The sequence below is a fragment of the Ruegeria sp. BHSB056 genome (assembly GCF_059613305.1).
In genome coordinates this window covers 1-21,743 of the sequence record NZ_JBXWSG010000068.1, presented here as the reverse complement: position 1 = coordinate 21,743, position 21,743 = coordinate 1, and the positions used below count along the sequence as shown (strand labels likewise).

Below are 21,743 nucleotides of genomic sequence, written 5' to 3'. Positions count from 1 at the left end.
GATGATGGCGCTGATGTGCACGGCTGAGGGCACCTCGGTTCTCGAAGAACGCATTTTCGAAAACCGCTTCATGCACGCCCCCGAACTGGTGCGCATGGGCGCGCAGATCGAGGTGCATGGCGGCACCGCCACGGTGACCGGCGTCGAGCGTCTGAAAGGCGCCCCGGTGATGGCGACCGACCTGCGGGCTTCGGTCTCGCTGATCCTTGCCGGATTGGCGGCAGAAGGGGAAACAACGGTCAGCCGGGTCTATCATCTGGACCGCGGATATGAACATGTGGTGCGCAAGCTGGAAGGCGTGGGTGCAAAGATTGAACGGATCAAGGGCCAATGACAGACGCAAGTTTTGAAGACGGGCGCGAGGCGCCGCTTAATCTGGGGGCCGAGGATGCAGATGACCTTCAGGTGATCTCGACCCTCGCGCAGGATGCCGTGTTTCCGGTGACCGAGATGAAGTGGCAACCGGCGCAGCGCCGCTTTGGCCTGCTGCTGAACCGCTTTCGCTGGGAAGACAAGGATGCCGCCGCCCGCCGCGACCGCCCGTTCGAACGGGTGCAGTCGGTGCTGGTCTTCGGTTCGGTTCTCTCGGTGTCCAGTCAGGGCATTGATCGCGGTGACACCGACATGATCATGTCACTGCTGTCGGTTGTTTTCGAACCCGGCGAGGATGGCGCGGGCCATGTCCTGCTGACGCTGGCCGGTGACGGCGCGATCCGCCTGACGGTCGAGGCGCTGGATGCCACCCTCAAGGACGTCACGCGCCCTTATCAGGCCCCCTCCGGTCAGGCCCCGCATCATCCCGAATAGATGCAGAACAAGCGCGGGATATCACAGGCCTTTTTGCAAGAGTGCGACGCCTTGGAATACCGCCCGGCTACCGTGTTCGATGTATTCGATATGAGCCGCGTTTGGGTTCGGTCAATCCGCGATCTGTGTGCGGCGGATCACCTGGATGACCCATCCAAGATCGCGTTGTGGACTGCCAACAAAGATCCGGCCACGATCCGGGACCGTATTCAGTCCGGGGCGGATTTCCGTGTGGCTGCGCGTGGGGGTCAAACCTTGGCAATAGGTGGGCTGCTTAGAACAGGCGAGATCAGCTTGCTTTATGCTGATCCGGCCGAGACAGGTCGCGGAATCGGCGCAGCGCTGTTGCAACAAATGGAGAATGTCCTGAGGGCTCGTGGCTGTGCCGAAGCCACCCTGCTTGCCACCAAAACGGCGCGCGCGTTCTATCTGAAACAGGGGTGGCAACCGGCAGGCCCGCCCGGTGACTGGCACGGCATCCCGCAATACCCGATGCGCAAATCGCTGCACCCCGGTGACTGAGGGTTGAGGCGGCGCGCTCCGGGCGATATGTCCCAATGCGCAACGCCCGGAGTGCCAGATCATGCCCGTTTTCCTTGATACCAAATCGCCCGATTTCGAACCCGCCTTCCGGACCCTGCTCTCGGCCAAGCGCGAGGACAGCCCGGATGTGGATGCGGTTGTGGCGCAGATCATCGACGACGTGCGCAACCGGGGCGATGCGGCGGTGATCGAACTGACGGCCAAATTCGACCGGCTGGCGCTGACGCCCGAAACGCTGGCCTTCAGCGCACAGGAGATCGCGGATGCGGTGGCGCTGGTCGGGGCCGAAGATCGCACGGCGCTGGAACTGGCGGCTTCCCGTATCCGGGCCTATCACGAAAGGCAATTGCCCGAGGATCAGGAATGGACGGATGCAACGGGCGCAACACTCGGCTGGCGCTGGTCTGCCGTCTCGGCCGCGGGGCTTTACGTGCCGGGTGGGCTGGCCTCGTACCCGTCATCGGTGCTGATGAACGCCATCCCGGCCAAAGTGGCCGGTGTGGAACGGCTGGCCATCGTGGTGCCCACGCCCGACGGGCAGGTGAACCCGCTGGTGCTGCTGGCGGCACAGCTGTCGGGTGTGGACGAGGTTTATCGCATCGGCGGCGCGCAGGCCGTGGCGGCGCTGGCCTATGGCACCGACACCATCGCGCCGGTCGACAAGATCACCGGGCCGGGCAACGCCTTTGTCGCCGCCGCCAAGCGGCGCGTCTTTGGCAAGGTCGGCATCGACATGATCGCGGGCCCCTCGGAAATTCTGGTCATCGCCGACAAGGACAATGACCCCGACTGGATCGCGCTGGACCTGCTCAGCCAGGCCGAGCATGACGAAAGCGCGCAGTCGATCCTGATCACTGACGACGCGGCATTCGGCCAATCCGTCGCGCAGGCGGTCGAAAAACGGCTGGAAACCCTGCAACGCCGCGCCATCGCCGGGGCCAGCTGGCGTGACTACGGCGCGGTGATCACCGTGCGCAACCTGGACGAGGCCGCAGCCCTGTCCAACCGCATTGCCCCGGAACATCTGGAACTTTGCGTGGCCGACCCGCGCGCGCTGAGCGAAAAAACCATCCACGCCGGGGCCATCTTTCTGGGTCAGTACACACCCGAAGCCATTGGCGATTATGTGGGCGGCCCCAACCACGTGTTGCCCACCGCCCGCTCGGCACGGTTTTCGTCGGGCCTTAGCGTGATGGATTTCCTCAAACGCACCACGCTTAGTCAGATGACTCCCGAAGCCCTGCGTGCCATCGGCCCTGCCGCCGAACAGCTGGCGCGCTCGGAAAGCCTCGAGGCGCATGGCCTCTCGGTCACCGCGCGCCTGAACCGCCTGAATGGCTGAAATGACGCAAAGACCGGGCGCATATGGTGTTTCTGTGCGTTGCCCGTTGAATATCATTGTTATAGGTCTGTGCTGACGCAAGGAATGTGACTGTAAAGATGACCCGCATCTCGCATATCGAACTGGATGATAGAAATCTGCCGCCGCCCACGCCGGAGATCGAGCAGGAGCGCAAGGTCGCCATCTATGATCTGCTGGAAGAAAACAGCTTCTCGCTGCCCAAACGCGACGACCGCGTTGTGCCCGAAGGCCCCTATCGCCTTCAGCTTTCGATCCGCGACAAACGGCTTGTCTTCGACATTGAAACCGAGGCCAACGAAAAAGCGGCCGAGTTTCACCTGTCGCTCGGTCCCTTCAGGCAGGTGGTCAAGGATTACTTCCAGATCTGCGAAAGCTATTTCGATGCGGTGAAATCGCTGCCGCCCAGCCAGATCGAAACCATCGACATGGCCCGCCGGGGTATCCACAACGAAGGCAGCCGCGTGTTGCAGGAACGGCTGGAAGGCAAGGCAGATGTCGACACCGACACCGCCCGCCGCCTGTTCACGCTGATCTGCGTTCTGCATTTTGGGGGCTGACGCGTGAAGCCTCTGCCGCAGTCGGTCTTGTTCTGTTGCGACCACAACGCGGTTCGGTCCCCGATGGCCGAGGGGCTGATGAAGAAATTCTATGGCACCGGCACCTATGTTCAGTCCGCCGGTGTGCATAACGATCTGGAAATCGACGGCTTCAGCATCGCCGTATGCCACGAGGTGGGCGTGGAACTGTCCCGCCACCGCTCGCGCTCCTTCGACGAGATGCAGGAATGGGGCGATGACCTCAGCTCGTTCGATCTGGTCGTGGCGCTGTCGCCCGCCAGCCAGCGGCAGGCGCTGGAACTGACCCGTGTTTTTCACCTCGATGTCGATTATTGGCCAATAATGGACCCTACCGGGATGGGCGAGACCCGCGAACAAAAGCTACATCACTACCGACAGACCCGCGACCAGATCATTCAGCATCTGAAAGACCGCTGGGGCGAACCAACGGAGGGGACATGAACCAGACCGTCAAAACCTATTTCGATGCCTTCAACGCTGGTGACGTCGATGGCATGCTGGCCTGCCTGTCCGATGACGTGGCCCATCACGTGAACGAAGGTCAGATTCGCGTCGGCAAGGACAAGTTCGCCGCCTTTTGCGCCCATATGAACCGCTGCTACCGCGAAAACCTGACCGACATCGTCGTGTTCGAGGCGCAGGGCGGCACCCGCGCCGCGGCCGAGTTCATCGTCAACGGCACCTATCTGGAAACCGACGAGGGCCTGCCCGACGCGCACGGCCAGACGTACCGCCTGCCTGCCGGGTCGTTCTTTGATCTCAGGGACGGCAAGATCACCCGCGTCACCACCTTCTATAACCTTGCAGACTGGACCAAACAGGTCTCGAATGGCTGACGTCACCGACGTCCGCCCCCTGACCGGAGCGGCGCTTGGGGCCGCTCTGGACGATGTCGCCCGCCTGCGGATCAGGGTATTTCACGCCTGGCCCTACCTCTATGACGGCGATCTGGAATACGAACGCAAATACCTGCAATCCTACCGCGACAGCGACAAGGCCATTGTGGTCGGCGCCTTCGACGGCGACCGCCTGGTCGGCGCCTCGACCGGCGCACCCCTGAACGACCACGCCGACGATTTTGCCGCGGCCTTTGCAGACACCGGACTCGATTTGTCGCAGATCTTCTATTGCGCTGAATCCGTCCTGCTGCCGGACTATCGCGGGCAGGGCGTCGGCCACAAATTCTTCGACACGCGCGAGGGGCACGCCCGCGATCTGGGCTTTGCCAAATGCGCCTTTTGCAGCGTGCAACGCCCCACCGACCACCCCCTGCGCCCCGACCACTACCGCCCGCTGGATACCTTCTGGCGCGCCCGCGGATACAAGCCCTTACCCGGCGCAATCGCCCAATTCTCGTGGAAAGATATCGGGGAAGAGGGAGAAACGCCGAAGCCGTTGCAGTTCTGGATCAGGGATTTGTAGGGCTCGGGTTGGGGCGGTGCAGCAAGGCTTTTCTGTGTGTTGCAAGAAGTGAGTGGAGGCCAGCAAAGCTGCCATTCGCTGCACGTGCAGTGTTGATCATTTTAAATGGCAGCAGTGCGGACAAGGTGAGCATTCGCTGCGTCGGCGCAAATACCTGCTTTCAGCGCCTGACGCAGCAACGTTGCAATTGGATATCAACCTAACTGGGTTATGGCTTTACGCAGGCATGAGCAACGTGAGAAAGCTACTTGCGTCCTGTCACAACATGCACAGCGTCGGGATAGACAAGTCTATCTCCCACAACATATGCGTCGAGCATTTCCGCGACCTCTTGGATCAAGGCATTTTGCGCATCCTCTCCGAGTGCAAGAAATGCGCCTGCAATGGGCATAGATGCTAGATGCAGGGGTACAAATTCAGACGCTAGCGGAACATCGATCATCAATTCTTGCCGTTGAACGGCCACATCCGAAAACCCTTGATCCGCGACCTGCTGTTGTAATGCTTCCGCCGGAGGTGTGTGCCTCTGTGATCTCTGCTTTTCCGCAACCTCGGGAGAGATGTGGTGGGCAACGGCAGAGCAGAGAGCTTCAGTGTAAGCGCTATGGCCATCCCAGATTGAGAAGGCCAAACGCCCGCCTGGAACCAGAAGCCGCAAGAACTCACTCAAAGCTTTCGGCTTATCTGGGAAGTAATGGTAGCCATGCTGAGAAAGTATGACATCATAAGACCCTGAAGGCAGTCCGCTGCCGCATACATCGCTCTCAATCCAATTTATGTCGATATCACCGGCTAAGTCCCTCGCCTTGGCGAGCATTGGTGCATTGATGTCCAGACCGTCGACTTGCCCGCTTGATCCAACCTTTGCCTTCGCAAGCCGGGTCGTCACACCAGTTCCGCAAGCAACATCTAAGACACGTTCCGATGAACCTAGTGAAGCCAGTTCAACAAGCGCCTCAGCCCACCGGCCAAACCAAAGGGGCACCATGACTTCTTCGTAAATTTTGGGTCCGTTACCCTCCAATTGAAATGTCATGGAATAGCCTTTTGTCGCTTTTTGTGTTAACGACAGCGTATGCGCGCACGCCTTCTCAGGTCAAATCGCCTATGATTATGTTGTGTTCAGGCTTGCCCTTTAATCCGGACATTCATGCTCCGTCCAGCATTTGTAGAAGTGGGCTCGGTGCTGTCAAACGCACTCGCAGCATCCTGTTCTAGTGGCGACGGCTGCCTTGGGCTCGTCCACTCCCCCTTCACCCCCCCCAGCGCCAGTTTGATCTGTACACGCGGCGGCTCTCACGGTTTAGTGCCTCGACACATCGGCTCAGGGGGCCCCATCAATGAAAGTCGCAACCGCAGCGTATAATCTCGACTGGCTCGACAGCTGGGCGCAGTACGAGGACAAGCTGGACCGATGGGTTGCCGAGGCTGCCGGGCAGGGGGCCGGGCTGCTGGTGTTCCCCGAATACGGCGCGATGGAGGTGTCGACGCTCGATGGTGCCGAGGTGGCGGGTGATCTTGAACGTTCGATCCGCGCGGTTTCGGACCGGTTCGAGGATGTACAAAGTTTGCACTCGCGCCTCGCAAGTGCGTACAAAACGTACATTCTGGGCGCATCGGCCCCGGTTGTGGATGGGTCCGGCCGCCCGGTGAACCGCGCCGCGTTCTACGCCCCTGACGGTGGCCGCGACCATCAGGACAAGCAGATCATGACCCGCTTTGAACGCGAGGATTGGGACATTGCGCCGGGTGGTCCACTCAAGCTGTTCGACACCGCGCTGGGCAAAATCGGTGTTCTGATCTGCTATGACAGCGAGTTTCCCCTGCTGGGCCGCGCACTCAGCGACGCAGATATGATCCTTGTCCCGTCCTGCACCGAAGCGCTGTCAGGGTATTGGCGTGTTCGCATTGGGGCGATGTCAAGAGCTTTGGAAAATCAATGCGTTACAGTTATGTCTTCGCTGGTCGGAGCCAACGGCTGGTCCGTAGCTGTGGACATGAACACCGGCATGGGCGGCGTTTTCGGCCCGCCGGACAAGGGGTTTCCGGCCACCGGAGTGCTGGCCGAGGGCGCTCTGAACCAGCCCGGCTGGACCTATGCGGATGTCGACCTGTCCGCCATCGCCGCGGTCCGCGCCGATGGCCACGTGCTGAACCGGACCCATTGGCCAGAGCAGGACGCCCGAGTCGATACGGTCACATTATCCACCCTTTAGATGAATCCGCCCTTGAAATAAGGGAAAAATAGGCTCATTTAAGCGCACATCCCCGCAGATTCTGCGGGCGCAACCTAATGATGGAGACAACATGGCCAAGGAAGATACGCTCGAATTTCCCGGTGTCGTGAAGGAACTCCTGCCTAATGCGACGTTTCGGGTCGAGCTGGAAAACGGCCATGAAATCATCGCACATACGGCAGGAAAGATGCGCAAGAACCGCATCCGTGTTCTGGCCGGCGACAAGGTTCAAGTCGAGATGACCCCCTATGATCTGACCAAGGGTCGGATCAACTACCGCTTCAAATAACGCCTGCCGAGATGGTGTTTATCCTGGGATCAGGCAGCCCAAGGCGGCTGGACCTGCTGGCGCAGCTTGGCGTGCAGCCCGACGCCATCCGCCCCCCTGATATCGATGAAACACCACTGAAAGGTGAGCTGCCGGTTCCGTATTGCAGTCGCATTACGCGTGAAAAAGTAAAGGCAGTTCAATCGGATAGCGATGACATCACGCTTTGCGCGGACACGACAGTTGCACTGGGGCGGCGTATTCTGGGCAAGCCCGAGGATGAGGGTCAGGCCGCAGAGTTCCTGTACGCTCTGTCCGGTCGCCGCCACCGGGTGATCACCTCGGTCGCCGTTCGGCGCGGGGATCGCATCCTGCAACGTGATGTCGTCTCGCAGGTCAAGGTCAAACGCCTGTCTGACGTTGAAATCAACGCTTATCTGGCGACCGGTGATTGGCAGGGCAAAGCTGGGGCCTACGCGATCCAGGGCCTTGCTGGTGCGTTTATCCCATGGATTTCGGGCTCATTCACTGGCATCGTGGGGCTGCCCTTGTCCGAGACTGCCGCCTTGCTGCAAGGGATCGGCTACCCACTATATCGCGAGGCATCATGAAGGGTCGCACCATCGTTCTGGACCATATCCAAGGCCGCGAGGCCGCGGCATTGATGGTCGACGGAAAGCTTGATGATCTCCTGATCGCCGCCGACGCGCCGGCACCCGGCACCATCTATCGTGCCCGCGCCGATCGACCGGTCAAGGGGCAGGGCGGCATGTTCCTGACGACACCCGACGGCCCGGCTTTTCTTCGACAGGTCAAAGGGTTAGCGCCGGGTGCCACGCTTCTGGTGCAGGTGGGCGGATATGCCGAGCCCGGCAAGGCCATCCCTGTAACCAACCGCATCCTGTTCAAAAGCCGCTTTGCCATTGTCACACCCGACGCGCCGGGCCTGAACATCTCGCGCAGCATCAAGGATGAAGACAAGCGCGATCAACTGCTTGAAATCGCGCATGAACAAATGGGCGACAGCCCCTACGGGTTGATCCTCCGCTCCTGCTGCATGGATGCGGATGCCGGTGACATTGCCGACGACATTTCGGCCATGCTTGCGCAAGCTGAACAAGTGATGACGGACGAGGGCTCCGACGTCGAACTGCTCAGCGAAGGTGACAGCCCGCATATCCTCGCATGGCGCGACTGGACCGATCCTGCCGAGGTTGTGACGAAAACCGGCAGTTTTGAAACCCATAGTGTGCTGGACGCGCTGGATGTCGCCCTTAGTGTTTCCGAGCCTCTCCCCGGAGGCGGATACCTCTATATCGAACCGACCCGCGCGTTGGTGGCCGTTGACGTGAACACAGGCGCGGATACGTCGCTGGCGGCCGGGACAAAAGCCAACTTCGCTTGTGCCAAAGCTTTGCCACGTGCATTGCGTGTGCGCGGGCTGGCAGGGCAGATTACTCTGGATCTGGCTCCGATGCCCAAGAAAGACCGCCGAGGGTTCGAATCCGCCCTGCGTGCGGCCTTCAAGTCGGATCCGGATGAGACGATATTGGCGGGATGGACACCTCTGGGTCATTTCGAATTGCAGCGCAAACGCAGCCGGTTACCTGTCGCAGAGATCCTGAAATGAGCTGCCCGATCTGCGGAGAAGAAACGCAAAAGAAGTTCCGCCCGTTCTGTTCGAAACGCTGCGCAGACATTGATCTGGCCAAGTGGCTGAACGGCTCTTACGCGGTCCCGTCTCAGCGCGAAGACGACCCTGAGTCCGAGACCGATGCGGACGAACACAATACAATGCGACCGCACTGAAAAAATGTAAAAAAGCCTCTGGACACTGCCGGTAGCAAGTCATAGAACGCCTCCACCCAACGACAAACGTCGTTCCCGTGCCCGGGTAGCTCAGGGGTAGAGCAGTGGATTGAAAATCCTCGTGTCGGTGGTTCGATTCCGCCCCCGGGCACCATTTAAGCCAAAGAAATGAGCGATGGATATCAAACGCTTCGCGTTCGATGTCTGGGCCTTTGGCTCGTCTGCAAGATGCTTGACCGAAAGAGTCCAGATTTGCGTGAAGGTACCAAATGACCCATAGCATTGGACAACAGGTTGCCGTCTAAAGCCTAGCACTCAGTCATCTTTTCCCGTTCCGGAATCGTGGAATTGAAAAGCAATACGCTTGCTCGGGTGGGCGCTGAACAGACGGCTCGGTGCACCGAGTGGAGCGGGATATCCGCGATCGATCGAATTGCGCAGGGCGCACCGCCAGGGTGTGCAAGGTCAGGTCACACGTGTGCGCTGATCCTCGATCCCCATTGAGACCAGCGAAGGGTCTTCGCGTTGGCTGGTCTGAAAGCTTGCTTTGTCCTGCAACTTGTCCCAATTGCTCAGGATCAGGCACTGCGCGACAGCCCCGCCCAGTGTGGTTCCCGGTCCGGTGACGATGAACATGTCGGGTGCGAACTCTTTCGCGGCCTGTGATACGGCTTTTGTGAAATCATAAGTTTCGGTCACCTGGTGACCCAAGGTGTAGTCCCAAAGCGCGTCCAGATCACAGGCGCCGGGCCACCAGATCTGACCGCGGCCATCTATCATGGGCAAATTGGGTTGCCGAAACAGATCTGCGGCAAGGCGGGTGCGACCGGCTTCGGCAACTGGGCGTTGCAGGTGTGAATGAAACCCTGCGTGGTTGGCCAGCCGCATCGGAAAGCGCTCCTGCACCACAGGCACCTTGTTTTCAAAGGCAGACAATCCAGCTTCATTCCCGGCCAGAACCAACATCCCGCCCAGATCAATTGACAGGGTGAGGGTCGCGCCGGTGCCGTCGATCTCAGCGACCAGAGCCAGCAGTTCGGCCTTGCGTTCCGGGTTCGGCTGCCAGTCGGCATCCAAGAAGGGGTAGATCAACTGGCCGCCAATCAGGCTCTGCTGCATGAGTGTTCCCATGGTGTTGACCACCTCGAACCCTGCCTCGGCGGTCAAGGCGCCCCCGCAGGCCAGGGCCGAATACCAGCCCATCGAGTTTCCGGCCACAGCCACCACGTCGACCTTTTCCGGATCAATGGCACGAAAATCGCTCAGCGTGGCGGCATAGATCAGGGCCGAGGCATTGTCTCCGCGCGTGTGCTTTGCCGTGGAATACCGGGGCGCGCCGTCCAGTTCGCTTAGGGTTTCCTGACCCTGCGCGCGGCGCATGTCGTCGAAATGTGCCAGCAGCGCCTTGTCGGTAAAATGCCGGCCGAGAACCCCCAATTCGGGTTTGTTATAGGTGCCGCGTCCCGGACAGATGACAACAGCGGTTTGTTTCGCAGACCTCATTTGCCCGTCTCCATCAGGGATCTTGCTGCGGCCTCGATGCTGTCTTTCGATGGCATGGTCGCGGCATAGGCCGGGCCGGTGGCGATAAAGCTGTCTTCGGCGGTAATACGGGCCATCGGCACATCAGTGGTTTCGTGGAAATGGGCCATCAGGGCCTCGGCCACGCCGCCGTGATGCCGGGTTTCATCGACGATCAATATCCGCTTGGCGCCGCTTACGGCGCGGGTCAGCGCGTCTTTGGGCAGCGGCGACAACCAGCGCGTATCAATGATCCGGGTTTTTATCCCGTCGGCCTCAAGCGGTTTGCGCGCCTGATGGCTGAGGTAGACGCCATTGCCAAAGGTTACGATCGCCAGATCGTCGCTGTCGCCATCCACGCCAACCTCGCCGAAACCGATCCTTTCAGATGGGTCGGGGTAGGTGTGCATCCAGCCTGAGTCTCCGGCTTCGTGCAAGTCCCGCATCGGGTAGAGCGCGATGGGTTCCAGAAACACGACCAGCCGCTGTTCTTCCCGGGCCAGCCGCACGCATTCACGCAGCATTCGTGCAGCGTCGGCGCCGTTTGAAGGGCAGGCCAGGATTAGCCCCGGAATATCGCGCAGAACCGCGACCGAGTTGTCATTGTGGAAATGCCCGCCAAAGCCCTTTTGATACCCCAACCCAGCGATGCGCACGACCATCGGGTTGGTGTACTGACCGTTCGAGAAGAAGGGCAGGGTGGCCGCTTCACCGCGCAACTGGTCTTCGGCGTTGTGAAGATAGGCCAGGAACTGGATTTCCGGCATGGGTGTAAACCCGTTTTGGGCCATCCCGATGGCGAGGCCCAGAATCGACTGTTCATCCAGCAGCGTGTCGATCATCCGGTCGGGTCCGAAACGGGCTTGAAGCTTTTGCGTCACGCCATAGACACCGCCTTTGCGCCCGACATCTTCGCCCATCATCACGATCTCACCGTGTTCAAGCATAAGGTCGCTCAGGGCCCAGTTGATCAGGCGTGACATGATCTGGGGTTCAGCATGTGCTTTGAGGTCGCCGCCGAATACTTCAGCCCGATGTTCAGCTGACGGGCCATTGGTCGGGGCACAGGGGCGTGCGGGCGGGATCAGGCTGGCCATCACGTCACCTGCGGTTTTCAGGCGAGGGCGGGTGATCGCCTTGTCGGCGACGCGGGTGACGCGGTCGCAGGTGTTGGTGTATACCTTCAGCGCGTCATCCGGTTGCATCGCACCGGATTGTTCCAGCAGACGGACGGAGTGCAGCAGGGGGTCGTTCGCCTCTTCGGCTTCGACCTCGGATTTTGGCATATAGGTGGTGGGCATATCTGCCCCGGCGTGGCCATACAGGCGCACCGTGCGGATGTGCAGAAATGCGGGCTTCTTGCGGCTGCGGACATAGGCGGCGGCTTCTTGTGCGACACGGTAGGTTTCGAAAATGTCGAGCCCGTCACACGTGAAATACTTCAGTCCCGGTCGATGAGAGAATGTTGCGGCAATCCAGCCTTGTGGTGTCTTGGTCGAAATTCCGATCCCGTTGTCCTCACAGCAGAACAGCAGTGGCAGGGGAACCGACTGGTAAGACGTCCATTGCGCGGTGTTGAACGCGCCTTGCGCTGTGGAATGGTTGGCCGAAGCATCACCAAAGGAACAGTAGACGATGGCGTCGTCCGGCATTTCTGCATGTTCGGGTTTGTGACGGCGGGCTGCCGCGATTGCATAAGCCGCGCCGACAGCTTTGGGCAGGTGGCTGGCAATGGTCGAGGTCTGTGGCGGGATGCAAAGCGCCTTTGACCCCAACACCTTGTGCCGCCCACCGCTGATCGGATCATCAGAGGATGAAGCGAAGGACAACAGAATATCCCATGTCGGGCTCTGCCCCGGCACCTGATCGGACCGGGCGATCTGAAAAGCGGCGTCGCGGTAATGTAGAAAAGCAGGGTCCGTCGGGCGCAAGGCTGCCGCCACCGCGGCCATCCCTTCGTGACCAGAGGAACCGATGGTATAGAACCCCTGACCTGCTTTCTGCATTGCCCGGCTTTGGCGGTCCAACGCGCGGCTGAGACATTGCGCGCGATATAGCCCGACCGCTTCGGACGCTGTCAGTGGGCCAGACGGCGTCGCGCCAGCGGGGAAATCCCGTGCCGCAACCCGGCGCAGGAAGTTGTCATGCACAATGGTTGCGCGATCCATCTTTGTCGTCCTCAGGCGAAGGCTTGCAGGCCCGTTTGCGCGCGACCCAAGATCAAGGCATGAACATCATGCGTGCCTTCATAGGTGTTCACGGTTTCCAGATTCACCATGTGGCGGATCACGTGGAAATCCTGGCTGATGCCATTGCCGCCGTGCATGTCACGTGCGTGGCGGGCGACCTCAAGTGCCTTGCCGCAATTGTTGCGCTTGATCAGACTGATCATTTCCGGCGCTGCGCGGGCTTCGTCCATCAGACGACCCACGCGCAGAGCGGCCTGAAGGCCCAAGGCGATTTCGGTCTGCATGTTCGCAAGCTTCAGCTGGAACAGCTGCGTTTGCGCCAAAGGGCGACCGAACTGTTTTCGGTCCAGACCGTATTGCCGCGCGGCGTGCCAGCAGGCCTCGGCTGCGCCCATCGATCCCCAGGCGATACCGTATCGTGCGCGGTTCAGGCAGCCAAATGGCCCTTTCAGACCTTCGACACCCGGCAACAGAGCATCTTCCCCGACCTCGACATTGTTCATCACGATCTCACCCGTGATCGAGGCGCGCAGCGACAGTTTGCCTTCGATCTTCGGAGCTGAAAGACCGGGTGTGCCTTTTTCAAGAACGAAACCCTTGATCTTGCCTTCATGAGCGTCTGATTTGGCCCAGACGACAAACACGTCAGCAATGGGCGCGTTCGAGATCCACATCTTTGACCCGTTGAGGACATAGCCCCCATCGGTCTTTTTCGCGACAGTTTTCATGCCGCCGGGGTCCGAGCCTGCATCGGGCTCGGTCAGGCCAAAACAGCCAATAGACTCACCGCTAGCCAGTTTCGGAAGGTATTTCCGGCGCTGTTCATCCGTTCCGTAGGCATAGATCGGATACATGACGAGGCTGGACTGCACCGACATCATCGAGCGGTAACCGCTGTCGACCCGTTCCACTTCGCGTGCGACCAGACCGTAAGTGACATAGCTGGCACCGATGCCGCCGAATTCTTCGGGGATAGTCGTGCCCAGAAGGCCCATTTGACCCATCTCGCGAAAGATTTCGGGGTCTGTTTCTTCATTGGCGAAAGCCTGGGTCACACGTGGCAGCAGTTTGTCCTGCGCGTAGGCGTTGGCCGCATCGCGCACCATGCGTTCGTCTTCGGCCAACTGGTCTTCCAGCAGAAAAGGGTCATCCCAAGTGAAAGGGCAAAGCTGGGGGCGGGATTGTGGTTTCATGAGAGTTTCCTTTCTACAGCGGCTTTGAGACGTGCAAGCCCCGCTGCAATTGTATCTTGGGCATAAGCAAAGCTCAGGCGAAAATGTCCGGGCAACCCGAAGGCGCGACCGGGAACCAGAGCGACACCGGCATCTTCCAACAACCAGGTGCAGAAGTCAGCGTCATTTTTGAACGGTCCACCCTGATCCTCAAGCAGTCCGGCGCAGGAAGGAAAGGCGTAAAACGCCCCGTCGGGTGCCGCGCAGCGCAAACCCGGAACTGCGTTCAACCCTGCAACCACCAGATTTCGGCGTTCTGAAAATACAGCCCGGCGTTCTTCCAACAGGTCCGCGCTGCCGGTCAGCGCAGCAAGCGAAGCCCATTGTGCAATCGAACAGGCACCCGATGTAACCTGCCCCTGAACGGCCACCATCGCCTTGATCAACTCGACCGGCCCGATCCCCCAGCCGATGCGCCAACCGGTCATGGACCATGCTTTGGCGACACCGTCGACGATCAGCAGACGGTCGGCAAGGTCAGGGGCCGCCTCGGCCACTGAAACAAACGGAGTAAAGCTGAGATGGCGATAAATCTCATCCGCAAGAACCCAGACCTGTGGATGCCGAGACAGAACAGATGCGAGGGCGGCAATTTCATTCTGCGTATAGATTGCCCCCGACGGGTTCGACGGCGTGTTGAGCATCAGCCAGCGCGTGCGCGGTGTGATTGCGGCCTCTAACTGTTCCGGCAGAAGCTTGAATCCCTGATCCATCGGGCATGGCAGAATGACGGGCGTCCCACCCGCCATCCGCACAATGTCAGAATAGCTGGTCCAGTAGGGCGCGGGCATGATGACCTCGTCGCCGGGGTTCAGGCTGGCCAGCATCGCATTGGCAATCACCTGCTTGGCACCGGTGGACACAATGACCTGAGCCACTTCGGCTTTGGCCTGCCGGGCAACTTCGGCGCGCAGGTCGGGCACCCCGGCCGTCGGCGGGTATTTCGTCTTGCCGTCCAGCGCTGCCGCGTGGGCAGCTTCGACTACATGGGGCGGGGTGGGCAGGTCAGGCTCACCGGTCGACAATGCCAGAACATCGCGCCCTTCCGAACGCAAGCGTGCGGCGGCCTCGGATATCTGCACGATTTCGGACAATTCGATACCGTTTAGTCGGTTTGCGCGATGGAACACTGTTTATCTTCCTCTGAAGGTGACTGAGGTTCTATCTACAAAGTAACTTGATAAAAATACGCTGTTTTGTATCGTTTCTGTGACTAAAACTCATAAGTGATATGCCCAGAATCAACTCCCTCCCGTCTTTTGCCCTCATGCGCAGCTTCGAGGCTGCCGCGCGCCACGAAAGCTATACCATGGCAGCAGAAGAGCTTGGCGTAACGCAGGGCGCGGTTAGCCGCCAAGTGCGTGAACTTGAAGCTGCGCTGGGGGTGACACTGTTTCGCCGGGTCGGGCGTGCCGTTCGCCTGTCGAAGGCGGGTCGCGCTTTGTTTGAAGAACTTGCAGGCGACCTTCAGCGTCTGAACGGTACGATCAATCGTGCGATCGCGGCCGGTGACGGTGCGTCGTTGCTGACCTTGGCGGTCCTGCCCACCTTTGCGACACGGTGGCTGGTGCCCAGACTGCCGGATTTCAAGCACCTGCATCCGGGGATCGAACTGGATCTGCATTCCTACACGACGCCGTTCAGCCTGGAAGAGCGGCGCATGGACCTTGCCATTCACTTTGGGCACGAAGACTGGCCCGGTGCGCGACTGCGCAAGCTGTTCCCGGAAAAACTTGTTGTAGCGGCTGCGCCCGTGTTGTTGGGCGACCAACGGACGTTCGAGGAACAGCATGTGTTCGATCTGCCGCTGTTGCATCTGACCTCGAGGCCCGGGCTATGGTCCGAGTATCATGCAAGCCTTGGGCTTGACGCCAGGGCGGTTTTTCCAGGGATGCGCTTTGATCAGTTCTCGATGCTGATCGAAGGCGCAGTTGCAGGGCTTGGGGCTGCGATTTTGCCGTCATACCTGATCGAGGCCGAGTTGGCGTCGGGCGCGCTGGTCCAGACCGGGCAATTGGTGAATGCCTCGGGCAGCGCATATTTCATTGCAACGCCGACCGGGCAGAGGAACGAAGCCGTACAAGCATTTGCGGACTGGATCATCCGGCAAACGAAAGGGCATTTGTAAGGGTGCGGACGCGACAGAAGGGTTACAGCATCCGGATGCCCTGCATGGTCTGTATGATTGCCAGATCCTGCTCGTAAAGCTCTGTAAATGCGTCAACGATGTCTGCGTTCCAGCCGGGCAGATCAAGTTCTTCTTCGACCTCATCGGGCCGGGCATAGTCTTCCAAAACCCGCGCAAGGTCTTCGCGCTGAGCGTCCTTGTCGAGGCCGACGCCGCCCCGCACAATGTCCAGAACATGCTGTTGACCGGTTTCAGTCAGAAGCGACGACAGCAACGCATATTCATCCACCAGAGGAGCGTCACCGGGCAGGCCCGCCATTGCGCGCGTGATATCCCCCAGAATCAGTGGCAGATGTTCGTTCTTCCACAAAGTGAGCCGCACCTGAGGTGCAAGATCGCGCAGATCTTCGATCATGCTCAACCAGCTCAGGCAACTCAGATCAGTGCTGGTCAGTATCTCCTGTCGGTGATCTTCATGGATCGACATCAGGACCTTGGGTATGAAAAAACCGGGGTTTACCAGACCGACAAATAATTCAACCTGAGCATCCTCCAGCAAGGTCTGGGCATAGGCTGTCCGCTGCCCGGCAAAAGGGTAAATCTGTCCATGTTGCAGGGCAGAACGTGTTGGGCCAAAGAACTTGTCGTTCGAAAGGATGACACTATCAACATTTGGATCATCTGGAAGAAGGGCGTGCAGCCCGTCTTGCGTTTCTGAATCAGACAAATCCTGAGCAAGGGCATCAGACAGAACCTTGACAAACTGACGTCCGCCGCGCGGTCCCAAGATCGCAGCACGGCAATCCGCCAAGGCCTGCTTGTTTGCCGAAAGCGAGGACAGCACTTGCCCTTCATCGGCGAAAGCGGCCCCGGCATGGATTACTAACTGCATCTTTTGTCCTTTTACCCTCAGGGGCTGTGTCCATCCCATTCTATGTCTTTGCGTCGCATGAAAATCTGCAACGAACCAACCGTGCGGTTTCTGCACTTTCTCAGGAAAACGGGCAATCCCCAAGTTCGAGTTAAAAATGAGGGTTGCAGTCCTCTGTCGGACGAAGTAATCGACTGCCAGTGCCCCTATAGCTCAGCTGGTAGAGCAACTGATTTGTAATCAGTAGGTCCGCGGTTCGAGTCCGTGTGGGGGCACCATTATCATCACCTCAGAGCCTTTGTTTCCTTATTTCATTGGGTTTTTAGCCCGAAAATTAGGGCACAAATGAGGGCACCCTTAATACACTTATACGCAAACACGTGAATCACAGTCTGTCCACCGGGTTAGGTGCTAGAACCCCTCCGCTCGAAATTCGCAAGAAACCGTTTTGAAGGCGGCCGGTGTGTTGGATGAGATCAGTGGACTGGGCCGCGACGAAAAGTGACGTCACGGGCACTTTGCTGGCGTTACCCAAAACGTAACAAGAATCCACCTGGAATCTTCAATTGTAGTCCGTTGAGAAAACAAAAAGCGCCGTCTTGTAGCGTGGTTTCTTGCTCCAAGAAAATCTGAGGGATACACCCGAGTTTTTTCTTGCCGCAGGGTAACTGTTAAGGTACCCGCGTTTTACCGGTCCCGATGTGGCTAAGAGGGAATCCGAGGTGCCTTTTGGTGCCAACCGGAACTGCCCCCGCAACTGTAGGCGGCGAGCGCTGTCCATTTCCGTCACTGGGCCATTTGGGTCTGGGAAGACAGGACAGACAAAGACCCGTCAGTCAGGAGACCTGCCGGTATGAAACCGAAACACACCGGGCGGGGTTGTCCGGGGAGGTTGCCGAAGAAACGCGCTGGGCGGGCTGTATTCCACTCTGCGCTTACAGCAGGCAGAAAAGCGTCTGTTGCTTCGGTAAATGCCCATTCACCCGTTCTCTGGTCATTGACACATGGAGATCGATTGTCATGTTTCTACGCACTGGCCTGATTGGCCTTTCCTTGCTGGCTACCAGCGCTGTCGCCGAAGGAAACTTTCCCCTAACCATCGAAAACTGCGGTCACTCGGTCACGTTTGACGCTCCGGTGACGTCGTCAGTCACGGTCGGCCAGGCCGCGACCGAGGTGCTTTATGCGCTGGGGTTGGGCGAACAGGTTCTTGGAACCTCGGTCTGGTTCAACGAGGTGCTGCCTGAATATGCCGAGGTGAATGCCAAGGTAGAGCGTCTGGCAGATAATGATCCCAGCTTTGAAAGCGTGGTTGCCAAGCGGCCGGGACTGGTCGCAGCGCAATATGAATGGCATGTCGGGCCCGAGGGCATCGTCGCCACGCGTGAGCAATTTCACGAACTGGGCATTCCAACGTACGTAATGCCTGCAGATTGCGTCGGCAAAGACAATACGGTCGGCGGCGATGGCACCCGCCTGCAAGCGTTCTCAACCGATACGCTGTATCAGGGTATCGAAGAACTGGCGGCAGCCTTTGATGTGCCCGAACGCGGCACGGAGCTGGTTGCCGAGTACAAGGCCCGCGAAGCCGCAGCCGTCGCCAAGGCGCAAGCCGTGAAGCTGGTCGACGTGTCAGCCGTGTTCTGGTTTTCCTCTCCTGAAATGGAAAGCGATCCGTTTGTGGCCGGACAAAAAGGCGCACCGGGATACATGATGAGCACATTGGGCATCCGCAACGTCATCGAGACGGATGAAGAATGGCCGACAGTGGGCTGGGAAACCATTGCCAAGGCCAATCCGACAGTGATCGTGATTGCCAAGATGGACCGCCGTCGCTTTGCTGCGGACGACTACCTGAAAAAGCTGGAGTTCCTGCGCACTGATCCGGTGACCAGCCAGATGGATGCGGTCAAAAATGATCGGATCGTCATTATGGATGCGCAGGCCATGGACGCCACCATCCGCGCAATCCCGGCACTGGAGGATCTGGCCGAGAAGCTGGATACCATCGGAAACAACCTGTGAACGAGGTCGCCGCAATCTTTCGGCAGAGTTTCAAGGCTGCGTGCCTTACTGTGCCATTGTTGATTGCGGCGGTCCTTGCGGGCGCGATGATCGGGGAAACCTCGCTGTCGCCCGATTTGGTTCTGTCCGTTCTGGCCAACAAGCTGGCCGGAGCGGACCTGCCCGTCGACCCCATTGATCAGGGTATTATCTGGAGCTATCGGCTTCCTCGCGCTCTGGTAGCGGCGTCCTGCGGCGCTGGTCTGGCCGTCGCCGGGGTCGTGTTGCAGGCTTTGCTGCGCAACCCGTTGGCCGACCCTTACATTTTGGGCATTTCTGCCGGGGCCTCGACGGGTGCCGTGGCTGTTACCATCTCTGGTTTGGGCGGGGGGGCTTTGTCGCTGTCTTTTGGCGCGTTCAATGGCGCGCTTTTGGCTTTTGGTTTTGTCGCGTTGCTGGCTCGTGCCGCTGGCGCAGGGGGCGGGCGGGCTGCGACGGCGCAGATCGTCTTAGCGGGAATTGCCGGGTCTCAGTTGTTCAATGCGCTGACGGCGTTCGTTATTGCCAAATCCGCCAATGCCGATCAGGCGCGCGGGATTATGTTCTGGCTGATGGGAAACCTCAGCGGTGTCCGTTGGCCAGATGTATATCTGGCCGTTCCGGTGGCACTTGCCGGTTGGCTTGTTTGCCGCTTTCACGCCAGAGCACTGGACGCGTTTATTTTCGGCTCTGATTCAGCGGCCTCGCTGGGCGTTCCAGTCCGGCGGGTGCAGGCAACCCTGATCTTTGCGACCGCACTTACAACAGCTGTTATGGTCTCGATCGTCGGATCCATTGGCTTTGTCGGGCTGGTCATCCCTCATGCCGCTCGGTTCCTTGTGGGGTCGGGACATCGCAGGCTTATCCCAACAGCCGCCTTGATCGGAGCGGTCTTCCTGATCGGCGCAGATATCGTGTCGCGCATCATCATCCCGGGTCAGGTTCTGCCGATTGGGGTGGTCACCGCCCTGATCGGTGCGCCTGCCTTTGCCGTAATTCTGGTGCGCGGCCAGAGGAGCGCCCGATGAAGATCGAGGCGCAGAACCTGACATATTCCGTTCGCGGCAAGACTTTATTGTCAGACGTATCCTTTGTCGTGGAGCCCGGAGAAACGCTGGCTTTGGTCGGACCCAACGGTTCGGGTAAATCAACACTGATGCGCCTGCTGGCGGGTTTGGCACGTCCGGTTTCGGGAAAAGTCGTCATAGCGGGCCATCCCGTTTCGCACTTGTCGCGCAGACAGATTGCCCAACGGATTGCCATCGTTGAACAACATGCTGATACAGCCGAGCGTGTGACCGCACGTTCCGTGGTCGAGTTGGGCCGCACGCCTTGGCTGTCGGCCTTAAGGCCCTGGCGCGCCGAAGACACCAGGCAAGTCGACAAAGCCCTGCAAACCGTGGAAATGGCCGATATGGCACACAGAGAATGGGCAACATTGTCGGGAGGAGAGCGCCAGCGGCTGCACATCGCGCGCGCTTTGGCGCAGCAACCGGGCCTTTTGCTTTTGGACGAACCGACCAACCATCTGGACATACATCATCAACTGTCGATCCTGAACTGTGTTCGAATTCTAAAAGTGACAACGGTGATGGCACTCCACGATCTGAATCAGGCAATGGCCTGTGACCGGGTGGCTGTTTTATCAAAAGGTCAGCTGGTTTCTCTTGGCCCGCCCGAACAAGCCTTGTCTTTGGAAACCGTTTCAGAAGTTTTCGGTGTCAAAGCACAATGGGGGGTTAGTGCCGGCGGGACAGAACGGTTCCTGTCCTATCATCTGGACTGACAAGGTCGGATTTGTTCCGGCCGCCACCGGGGCTTTCAGCTAATTTTCCTGACCTTGCGGGTCAAAGCACATTGTTATCATCTCGTTGTGCTTGTAAGGACGTTGCACTGTCCGAAAGGGCCGCGCCGTGCGGGCGTGATGGAATGGTAGACATATCAGACTTAAAATCTGAAGGGCGTATGCCCGTGTGGGTTCGAGTCCCACCGCCCGCACCACTTTCAAATCACTACTTTCAATGAAGCCTAACGCCTTGAAAGGTAAGGTAGTATTTGGAGTTCGAACACCATCAGTTCTGTCAAACTCTATTGGGCCAGAAAATACGAGCCTAAGGACTACTCGTTTCAACGTACAGCTAGCTTTCTCCCATATTTTAAAGGGGTTTGAGAGAAATTGCATGGCGAGTTCGAACATTTCATCAAATGAACGCTCTGGAAATGTCATTCTGTCGATTTCTGCTTCGATTTTGGCCTTTTCAGTTCGCAATCCCATAACTTTGGATTCATACGCCGCAGCAAATTCGTCATTTTGAGTTCGAGCGGCACGACTGAGATAGTTCGAACACTCTTTTTCAATTTGGGTGATGCGTTGCTTTAGCCGTCCGGCTTCTGTCTTTGCCCACGTTCCTCGCCGCTCCCAAGCATCACGAAATACTCTCTCAGCGACTTCAAATGTAGCGGGCGATGGCTCTACAGACTGCAGAAGCGTTTCAAAGTAGCCTTCAAGTCGGTCGCGAGGAACTGACTTTCCCCTCTCTGAGCAGGAACGATATTGGCAAAGGTAATACGGATATCGGACCCCGGTTCCGCTTCTGGACCAACAGGACGTGAGTTTTCGACGTATGCGTCCGCTGGAGGAGCAATCCGTTGTTTGAGAGCGGTCAATCAGATGGTAGCTTTTATTGTTTCCTGGAGACAAGCGGACAGTTGCGCTCGGTCTTCAATCGGTG

22 protein-coding genes, 3 tRNA genes, 1 pseudogene and 1 riboswitch are annotated in these 21,743 nt (G+C 58.8%); of the genes and pseudogenes, 20 read left to right on the top strand and 6 right to left on the bottom strand.

Features of this window, described 5'->3' with window-relative positions; translation table 11 throughout:
- From AC2FND_RS15035 to AC2FND_RS15000, 8 genes are all read left to right on the top strand, one after another.
- The coding region (locus tag AC2FND_RS15035; RefSeq protein ID WP_496770594.1) for a carboxyvinyltransferase at positions 1 to 334 on the top strand (334 nt) is incomplete at its 5' end.
- Positions 331 to 807, top strand: a complete 477-nt coding sequence (locus AC2FND_RS15030) for a DUF2948 family protein (protein ID WP_480507465.1) — start codon at positions 331 to 333, stop codon at positions 805 to 807. The genes AC2FND_RS15035 and AC2FND_RS15030, both read left to right, overlap by 4 nt.
- Complete coding sequence (locus AC2FND_RS15025) at positions 808 to 1,329, top strand: GNAT family N-acetyltransferase (RefSeq protein WP_496770592.1); 522 nt, start codon at positions 808 to 810, stop codon at positions 1,327 to 1,329.
- A gap of 61 nt (positions 1,330 to 1,390) precedes the next feature.
- On the top strand, positions 1,391 to 2,692 hold the full coding sequence (hisD, locus tag AC2FND_RS15020; protein ID WP_496770590.1) for a histidinol dehydrogenase: 1,302 nt from the start codon (positions 1,391 to 1,393) through the stop codon (positions 2,690 to 2,692).
- 98 nt (positions 2,693 to 2,790) lie between these two features.
- Entirely contained in the window at positions 2,791 to 3,270 is a 480-nt protein-coding gene (locus AC2FND_RS15015; protein ID WP_171722821.1) for a UPF0262 family protein, read from the top strand.
- 3 nt (positions 3,271 to 3,273) lie between these two features.
- Positions 3,274 to 3,732 (top strand): arsenate-mycothiol transferase ArsC, encoded by a 459-nt coding sequence (locus AC2FND_RS15010; RefSeq protein ID WP_209505795.1) that lies wholly within the window; start codon positions 3,274 to 3,276, stop codon positions 3,730 to 3,732.
- Positions 3,729 to 4,127, top strand: a complete 399-nt coding sequence (locus AC2FND_RS15005) for a ketosteroid isomerase-related protein (protein WP_480488382.1) — start codon at positions 3,729 to 3,731, stop codon at positions 4,125 to 4,127. Before AC2FND_RS15010 ends, AC2FND_RS15005 begins: the two co-directional genes overlap by 4 nt.
- On the top strand, positions 4,120 to 4,713 hold the full coding sequence (locus AC2FND_RS15000) for a GNAT family N-acetyltransferase (RefSeq protein WP_496770589.1): 594 nt from the start codon (positions 4,120 to 4,122) through the stop codon (positions 4,711 to 4,713). Before AC2FND_RS15005 ends, AC2FND_RS15000 begins: the two co-directional genes overlap by 8 nt.
- Before the next feature lie 244 nt (positions 4,714 to 4,957).
- On the opposite strand, the gene AC2FND_RS14995 is transcribed toward AC2FND_RS15000, so the two are convergent.
- Positions 4,958 to 5,749, bottom strand: a complete 792-nt coding sequence (locus AC2FND_RS14995) for a class I SAM-dependent methyltransferase (RefSeq protein WP_496770587.1) — start codon at positions 5,747 to 5,749, stop codon at positions 4,958 to 4,960.
- Between the two features lie 304 nt (positions 5,750 to 6,053).
- Between AC2FND_RS14995 and AC2FND_RS14990 the strand changes: the two genes are divergently transcribed.
- From AC2FND_RS14990 to AC2FND_RS14965, 6 genes are all read left to right on the top strand, one after another.
- A complete protein-coding gene (locus AC2FND_RS14990; protein ID WP_496770586.1) occupies positions 6,054 to 6,929 on the top strand; it encodes a carbon-nitrogen hydrolase family protein in 876 nt (291 codons plus the stop codon).
- 91 nt (positions 6,930 to 7,020) lie between these two features.
- Entirely contained in the window at positions 7,021 to 7,239 is a 219-nt protein-coding gene (infA, locus tag AC2FND_RS14985; RefSeq protein ID WP_005978431.1) for a translation initiation factor IF-1, read from the top strand.
- An 11-nt stretch (positions 7,240 to 7,250) separates the two neighbouring features.
- Positions 7,251 to 7,829, top strand: coding sequence for a Maf family protein (locus AC2FND_RS14980; RefSeq protein ID WP_496770584.1), 579 nt, complete (start codon positions 7,251 to 7,253; stop codon positions 7,827 to 7,829).
- Positions 7,826 to 8,848: a ribonuclease E/G gene (locus AC2FND_RS14975; protein WP_496770582.1), complete on the top strand. Its 1,023-nt coding sequence runs from the start codon at positions 7,826 to 7,828 to the stop codon at positions 8,846 to 8,848. Before AC2FND_RS14980 ends, AC2FND_RS14975 begins: the two co-directional genes overlap by 4 nt.
- Positions 8,845 to 9,027, top strand: a complete 183-nt coding sequence (locus tag AC2FND_RS14970; protein ID WP_496770580.1) for a DNA gyrase inhibitor YacG — start codon at positions 8,845 to 8,847, stop codon at positions 9,025 to 9,027. The genes AC2FND_RS14975 and AC2FND_RS14970 overlap by 4 nt, the downstream gene beginning before the upstream one ends.
- A gap of 79 nt (positions 9,028 to 9,106) precedes the next feature.
- Positions 9,107 to 9,181 (top strand) — tRNA-Phe (locus tag AC2FND_RS14965).
- A gap of 311 nt (positions 9,182 to 9,492) precedes the next feature.
- Here the strand turns inward: AC2FND_RS14965 and AC2FND_RS14960 are convergent.
- Genes AC2FND_RS14960 through AC2FND_RS14945 form a run of 4 tightly spaced genes read right to left on the bottom strand, consistent with a single transcriptional unit; the run spans position 9,493 to position 15,099 of the window.
- Positions 9,493 to 10,530: an ACP S-malonyltransferase gene (locus AC2FND_RS14960; RefSeq protein WP_496770578.1), complete on the bottom strand. Its 1,038-nt coding sequence runs from the start codon at positions 10,528 to 10,530 to the stop codon at positions 9,493 to 9,495.
- Positions 10,527 to 12,716 (bottom strand): thiamine pyrophosphate-dependent enzyme, encoded by a 2,190-nt coding sequence (locus AC2FND_RS14955; RefSeq protein ID WP_496770577.1) that lies wholly within the window; start codon positions 12,714 to 12,716, stop codon positions 10,527 to 10,529. Before AC2FND_RS14955 ends, AC2FND_RS14960 begins: the two co-directional genes overlap by 4 nt.
- 11 nt (positions 12,717 to 12,727) lie before the next feature.
- On the bottom strand, positions 12,728 to 13,930 hold the full coding sequence (locus AC2FND_RS14950; protein WP_496770575.1) for an acyl-CoA dehydrogenase: 1,203 nt from the start codon (positions 13,928 to 13,930) through the stop codon (positions 12,728 to 12,730).
- On the bottom strand, positions 13,927 to 15,099 hold the full coding sequence (locus AC2FND_RS14945) for a pyridoxal phosphate-dependent aminotransferase (protein WP_496770573.1): 1,173 nt from the start codon (positions 15,097 to 15,099) through the stop codon (positions 13,927 to 13,929). Before AC2FND_RS14945 ends, AC2FND_RS14950 begins: the two co-directional genes overlap by 4 nt.
- Before the next feature lie 101 nt (positions 15,100 to 15,200).
- Here AC2FND_RS14945 and AC2FND_RS14940 point away from each other — a divergent pair, with 101 nt between their 5' ends.
- A complete protein-coding gene (locus tag AC2FND_RS14940) occupies positions 15,201 to 16,097 on the top strand; it encodes a LysR substrate-binding domain-containing protein (RefSeq protein ID WP_496770572.1) in 897 nt (298 codons plus the stop codon).
- A 22-nt stretch (positions 16,098 to 16,119) separates the two neighbouring features.
- Here the strand turns inward: AC2FND_RS14940 and AC2FND_RS14935 are convergent, their stop codons facing one another.
- Positions 16,120 to 16,989: a hypothetical protein gene (locus AC2FND_RS14935; RefSeq protein WP_496770570.1), complete on the bottom strand. Its 870-nt coding sequence runs from the start codon at positions 16,987 to 16,989 to the stop codon at positions 16,120 to 16,122.
- 181 nt (positions 16,990 to 17,170) lie between these two features.
- Here AC2FND_RS14935 and AC2FND_RS14930 point away from each other — a divergent pair.
- From AC2FND_RS14930 to AC2FND_RS14910, 5 genes and pseudogenes are all read left to right on the top strand, one after another.
- Positions 17,171 to 17,246, top strand: a tRNA-Thr gene (locus AC2FND_RS14930).
- A 396-nt stretch (positions 17,247 to 17,642) separates the two neighbouring features.
- A riboswitch (cobalamin riboswitch) is annotated at positions 17,643 to 17,835 on the top strand.
- A 153-nt stretch (positions 17,836 to 17,988) separates the two neighbouring features.
- Positions 17,989 to 18,993, top strand: coding sequence for an ABC transporter substrate-binding protein (locus AC2FND_RS14925; RefSeq protein WP_496770568.1), 1,005 nt, complete (start codon positions 17,989 to 17,991; stop codon positions 18,991 to 18,993).
- The gene (locus tag AC2FND_RS14920) at positions 18,990 to 20,039 is read left to right on the top strand and encodes a FecCD family ABC transporter permease (RefSeq protein ID WP_496770566.1); all 1,050 of its coding nucleotides are present in this window, start codon (positions 18,990 to 18,992) and stop codon (positions 20,037 to 20,039) included. Before AC2FND_RS14925 ends, AC2FND_RS14920 begins: the two co-directional genes overlap by 4 nt.
- A pseudogene (locus tag AC2FND_RS14915) lies at positions 20,036 to 20,545 on the top strand (ABC transporter ATP-binding protein); the annotation flags it as partial. The gene AC2FND_RS14920 and the pseudogene AC2FND_RS14915, both read left to right, overlap by 4 nt.
- 381 nt (positions 20,546 to 20,926) lie before the next feature.
- A tRNA-Leu gene (locus tag AC2FND_RS14910) sits at positions 20,927 to 21,012 on the top strand.
- The last annotated feature ends 731 nt before the right edge of the window (positions 21,013 to 21,743 follow it).

Coding starts and splice junctions, on each gene's coding strand:
- AC2FND_RS15030 (WP_480507465.1), top strand. CDS start 331: ATGACAGACGCAAGTTTTGAAGACGGGCGCGAGGCGCCGCTTAATCTG.
- AC2FND_RS15025 (WP_496770592.1), top strand. CDS start 808: ATGCAGAACAAGCGCGGGATATCACAGGCCTTTTTGCAAGAGTGCGAC.
- hisD (WP_496770590.1), top strand. CDS start 1,391: ATGCCCGTTTTCCTTGATACCAAATCGCCCGATTTCGAACCCGCCTTC.
- AC2FND_RS15015 (WP_171722821.1), top strand. CDS start 2,791: ATGACCCGCATCTCGCATATCGAACTGGATGATAGAAATCTGCCGCCG.
- AC2FND_RS15005 (WP_480488382.1), top strand. CDS start 3,729: ATGAACCAGACCGTCAAAACCTATTTCGATGCCTTCAACGCTGGTGAC.
- AC2FND_RS15000 (WP_496770589.1), top strand. CDS start 4,120: ATGGCTGACGTCACCGACGTCCGCCCCCTGACCGGAGCGGCGCTTGGG.
- AC2FND_RS14995 (WP_496770587.1), bottom strand. CDS start 5,749: ATGACATTTCAATTGGAGGGTAACGGACCCAAAATTTACGAAGAAGTC.
- AC2FND_RS14990 (WP_496770586.1), top strand. CDS start 6,054: ATGAAAGTCGCAACCGCAGCGTATAATCTCGACTGGCTCGACAGCTGG.
- infA (WP_005978431.1), top strand. CDS start 7,021: ATGGCCAAGGAAGATACGCTCGAATTTCCCGGTGTCGTGAAGGAACTC.
- AC2FND_RS14980 (WP_496770584.1), top strand. CDS start 7,251: ATGGTGTTTATCCTGGGATCAGGCAGCCCAAGGCGGCTGGACCTGCTG.
- AC2FND_RS14975 (WP_496770582.1), top strand. CDS start 7,826: ATGAAGGGTCGCACCATCGTTCTGGACCATATCCAAGGCCGCGAGGCC.
- AC2FND_RS14970 (WP_496770580.1), top strand. CDS start 8,845: ATGAGCTGCCCGATCTGCGGAGAAGAAACGCAAAAGAAGTTCCGCCCG.
- AC2FND_RS14960 (WP_496770578.1), bottom strand. CDS start 10,530: ATGAGGTCTGCGAAACAAACCGCTGTTGTCATCTGTCCGGGACGCGGC.
- AC2FND_RS14955 (WP_496770577.1), bottom strand. CDS start 12,716: ATGGATCGCGCAACCATTGTGCATGACAACTTCCTGCGCCGGGTTGCG.
- AC2FND_RS14950 (WP_496770575.1), bottom strand. CDS start 13,930: ATGAAACCACAATCCCGCCCCCAGCTTTGCCCTTTCACTTGGGATGAC.
- AC2FND_RS14940 (WP_496770572.1), top strand. CDS start 15,201: ATGCCCAGAATCAACTCCCTCCCGTCTTTTGCCCTCATGCGCAGCTTC.
- AC2FND_RS14935 (WP_496770570.1), bottom strand. CDS start 16,989: ATGCAGTTAGTAATCCATGCCGGGGCCGCTTTCGCCGATGAAGGGCAA.
- AC2FND_RS14925 (WP_496770568.1), top strand. CDS start 17,989: ATGTTTCTACGCACTGGCCTGATTGGCCTTTCCTTGCTGGCTACCAGC.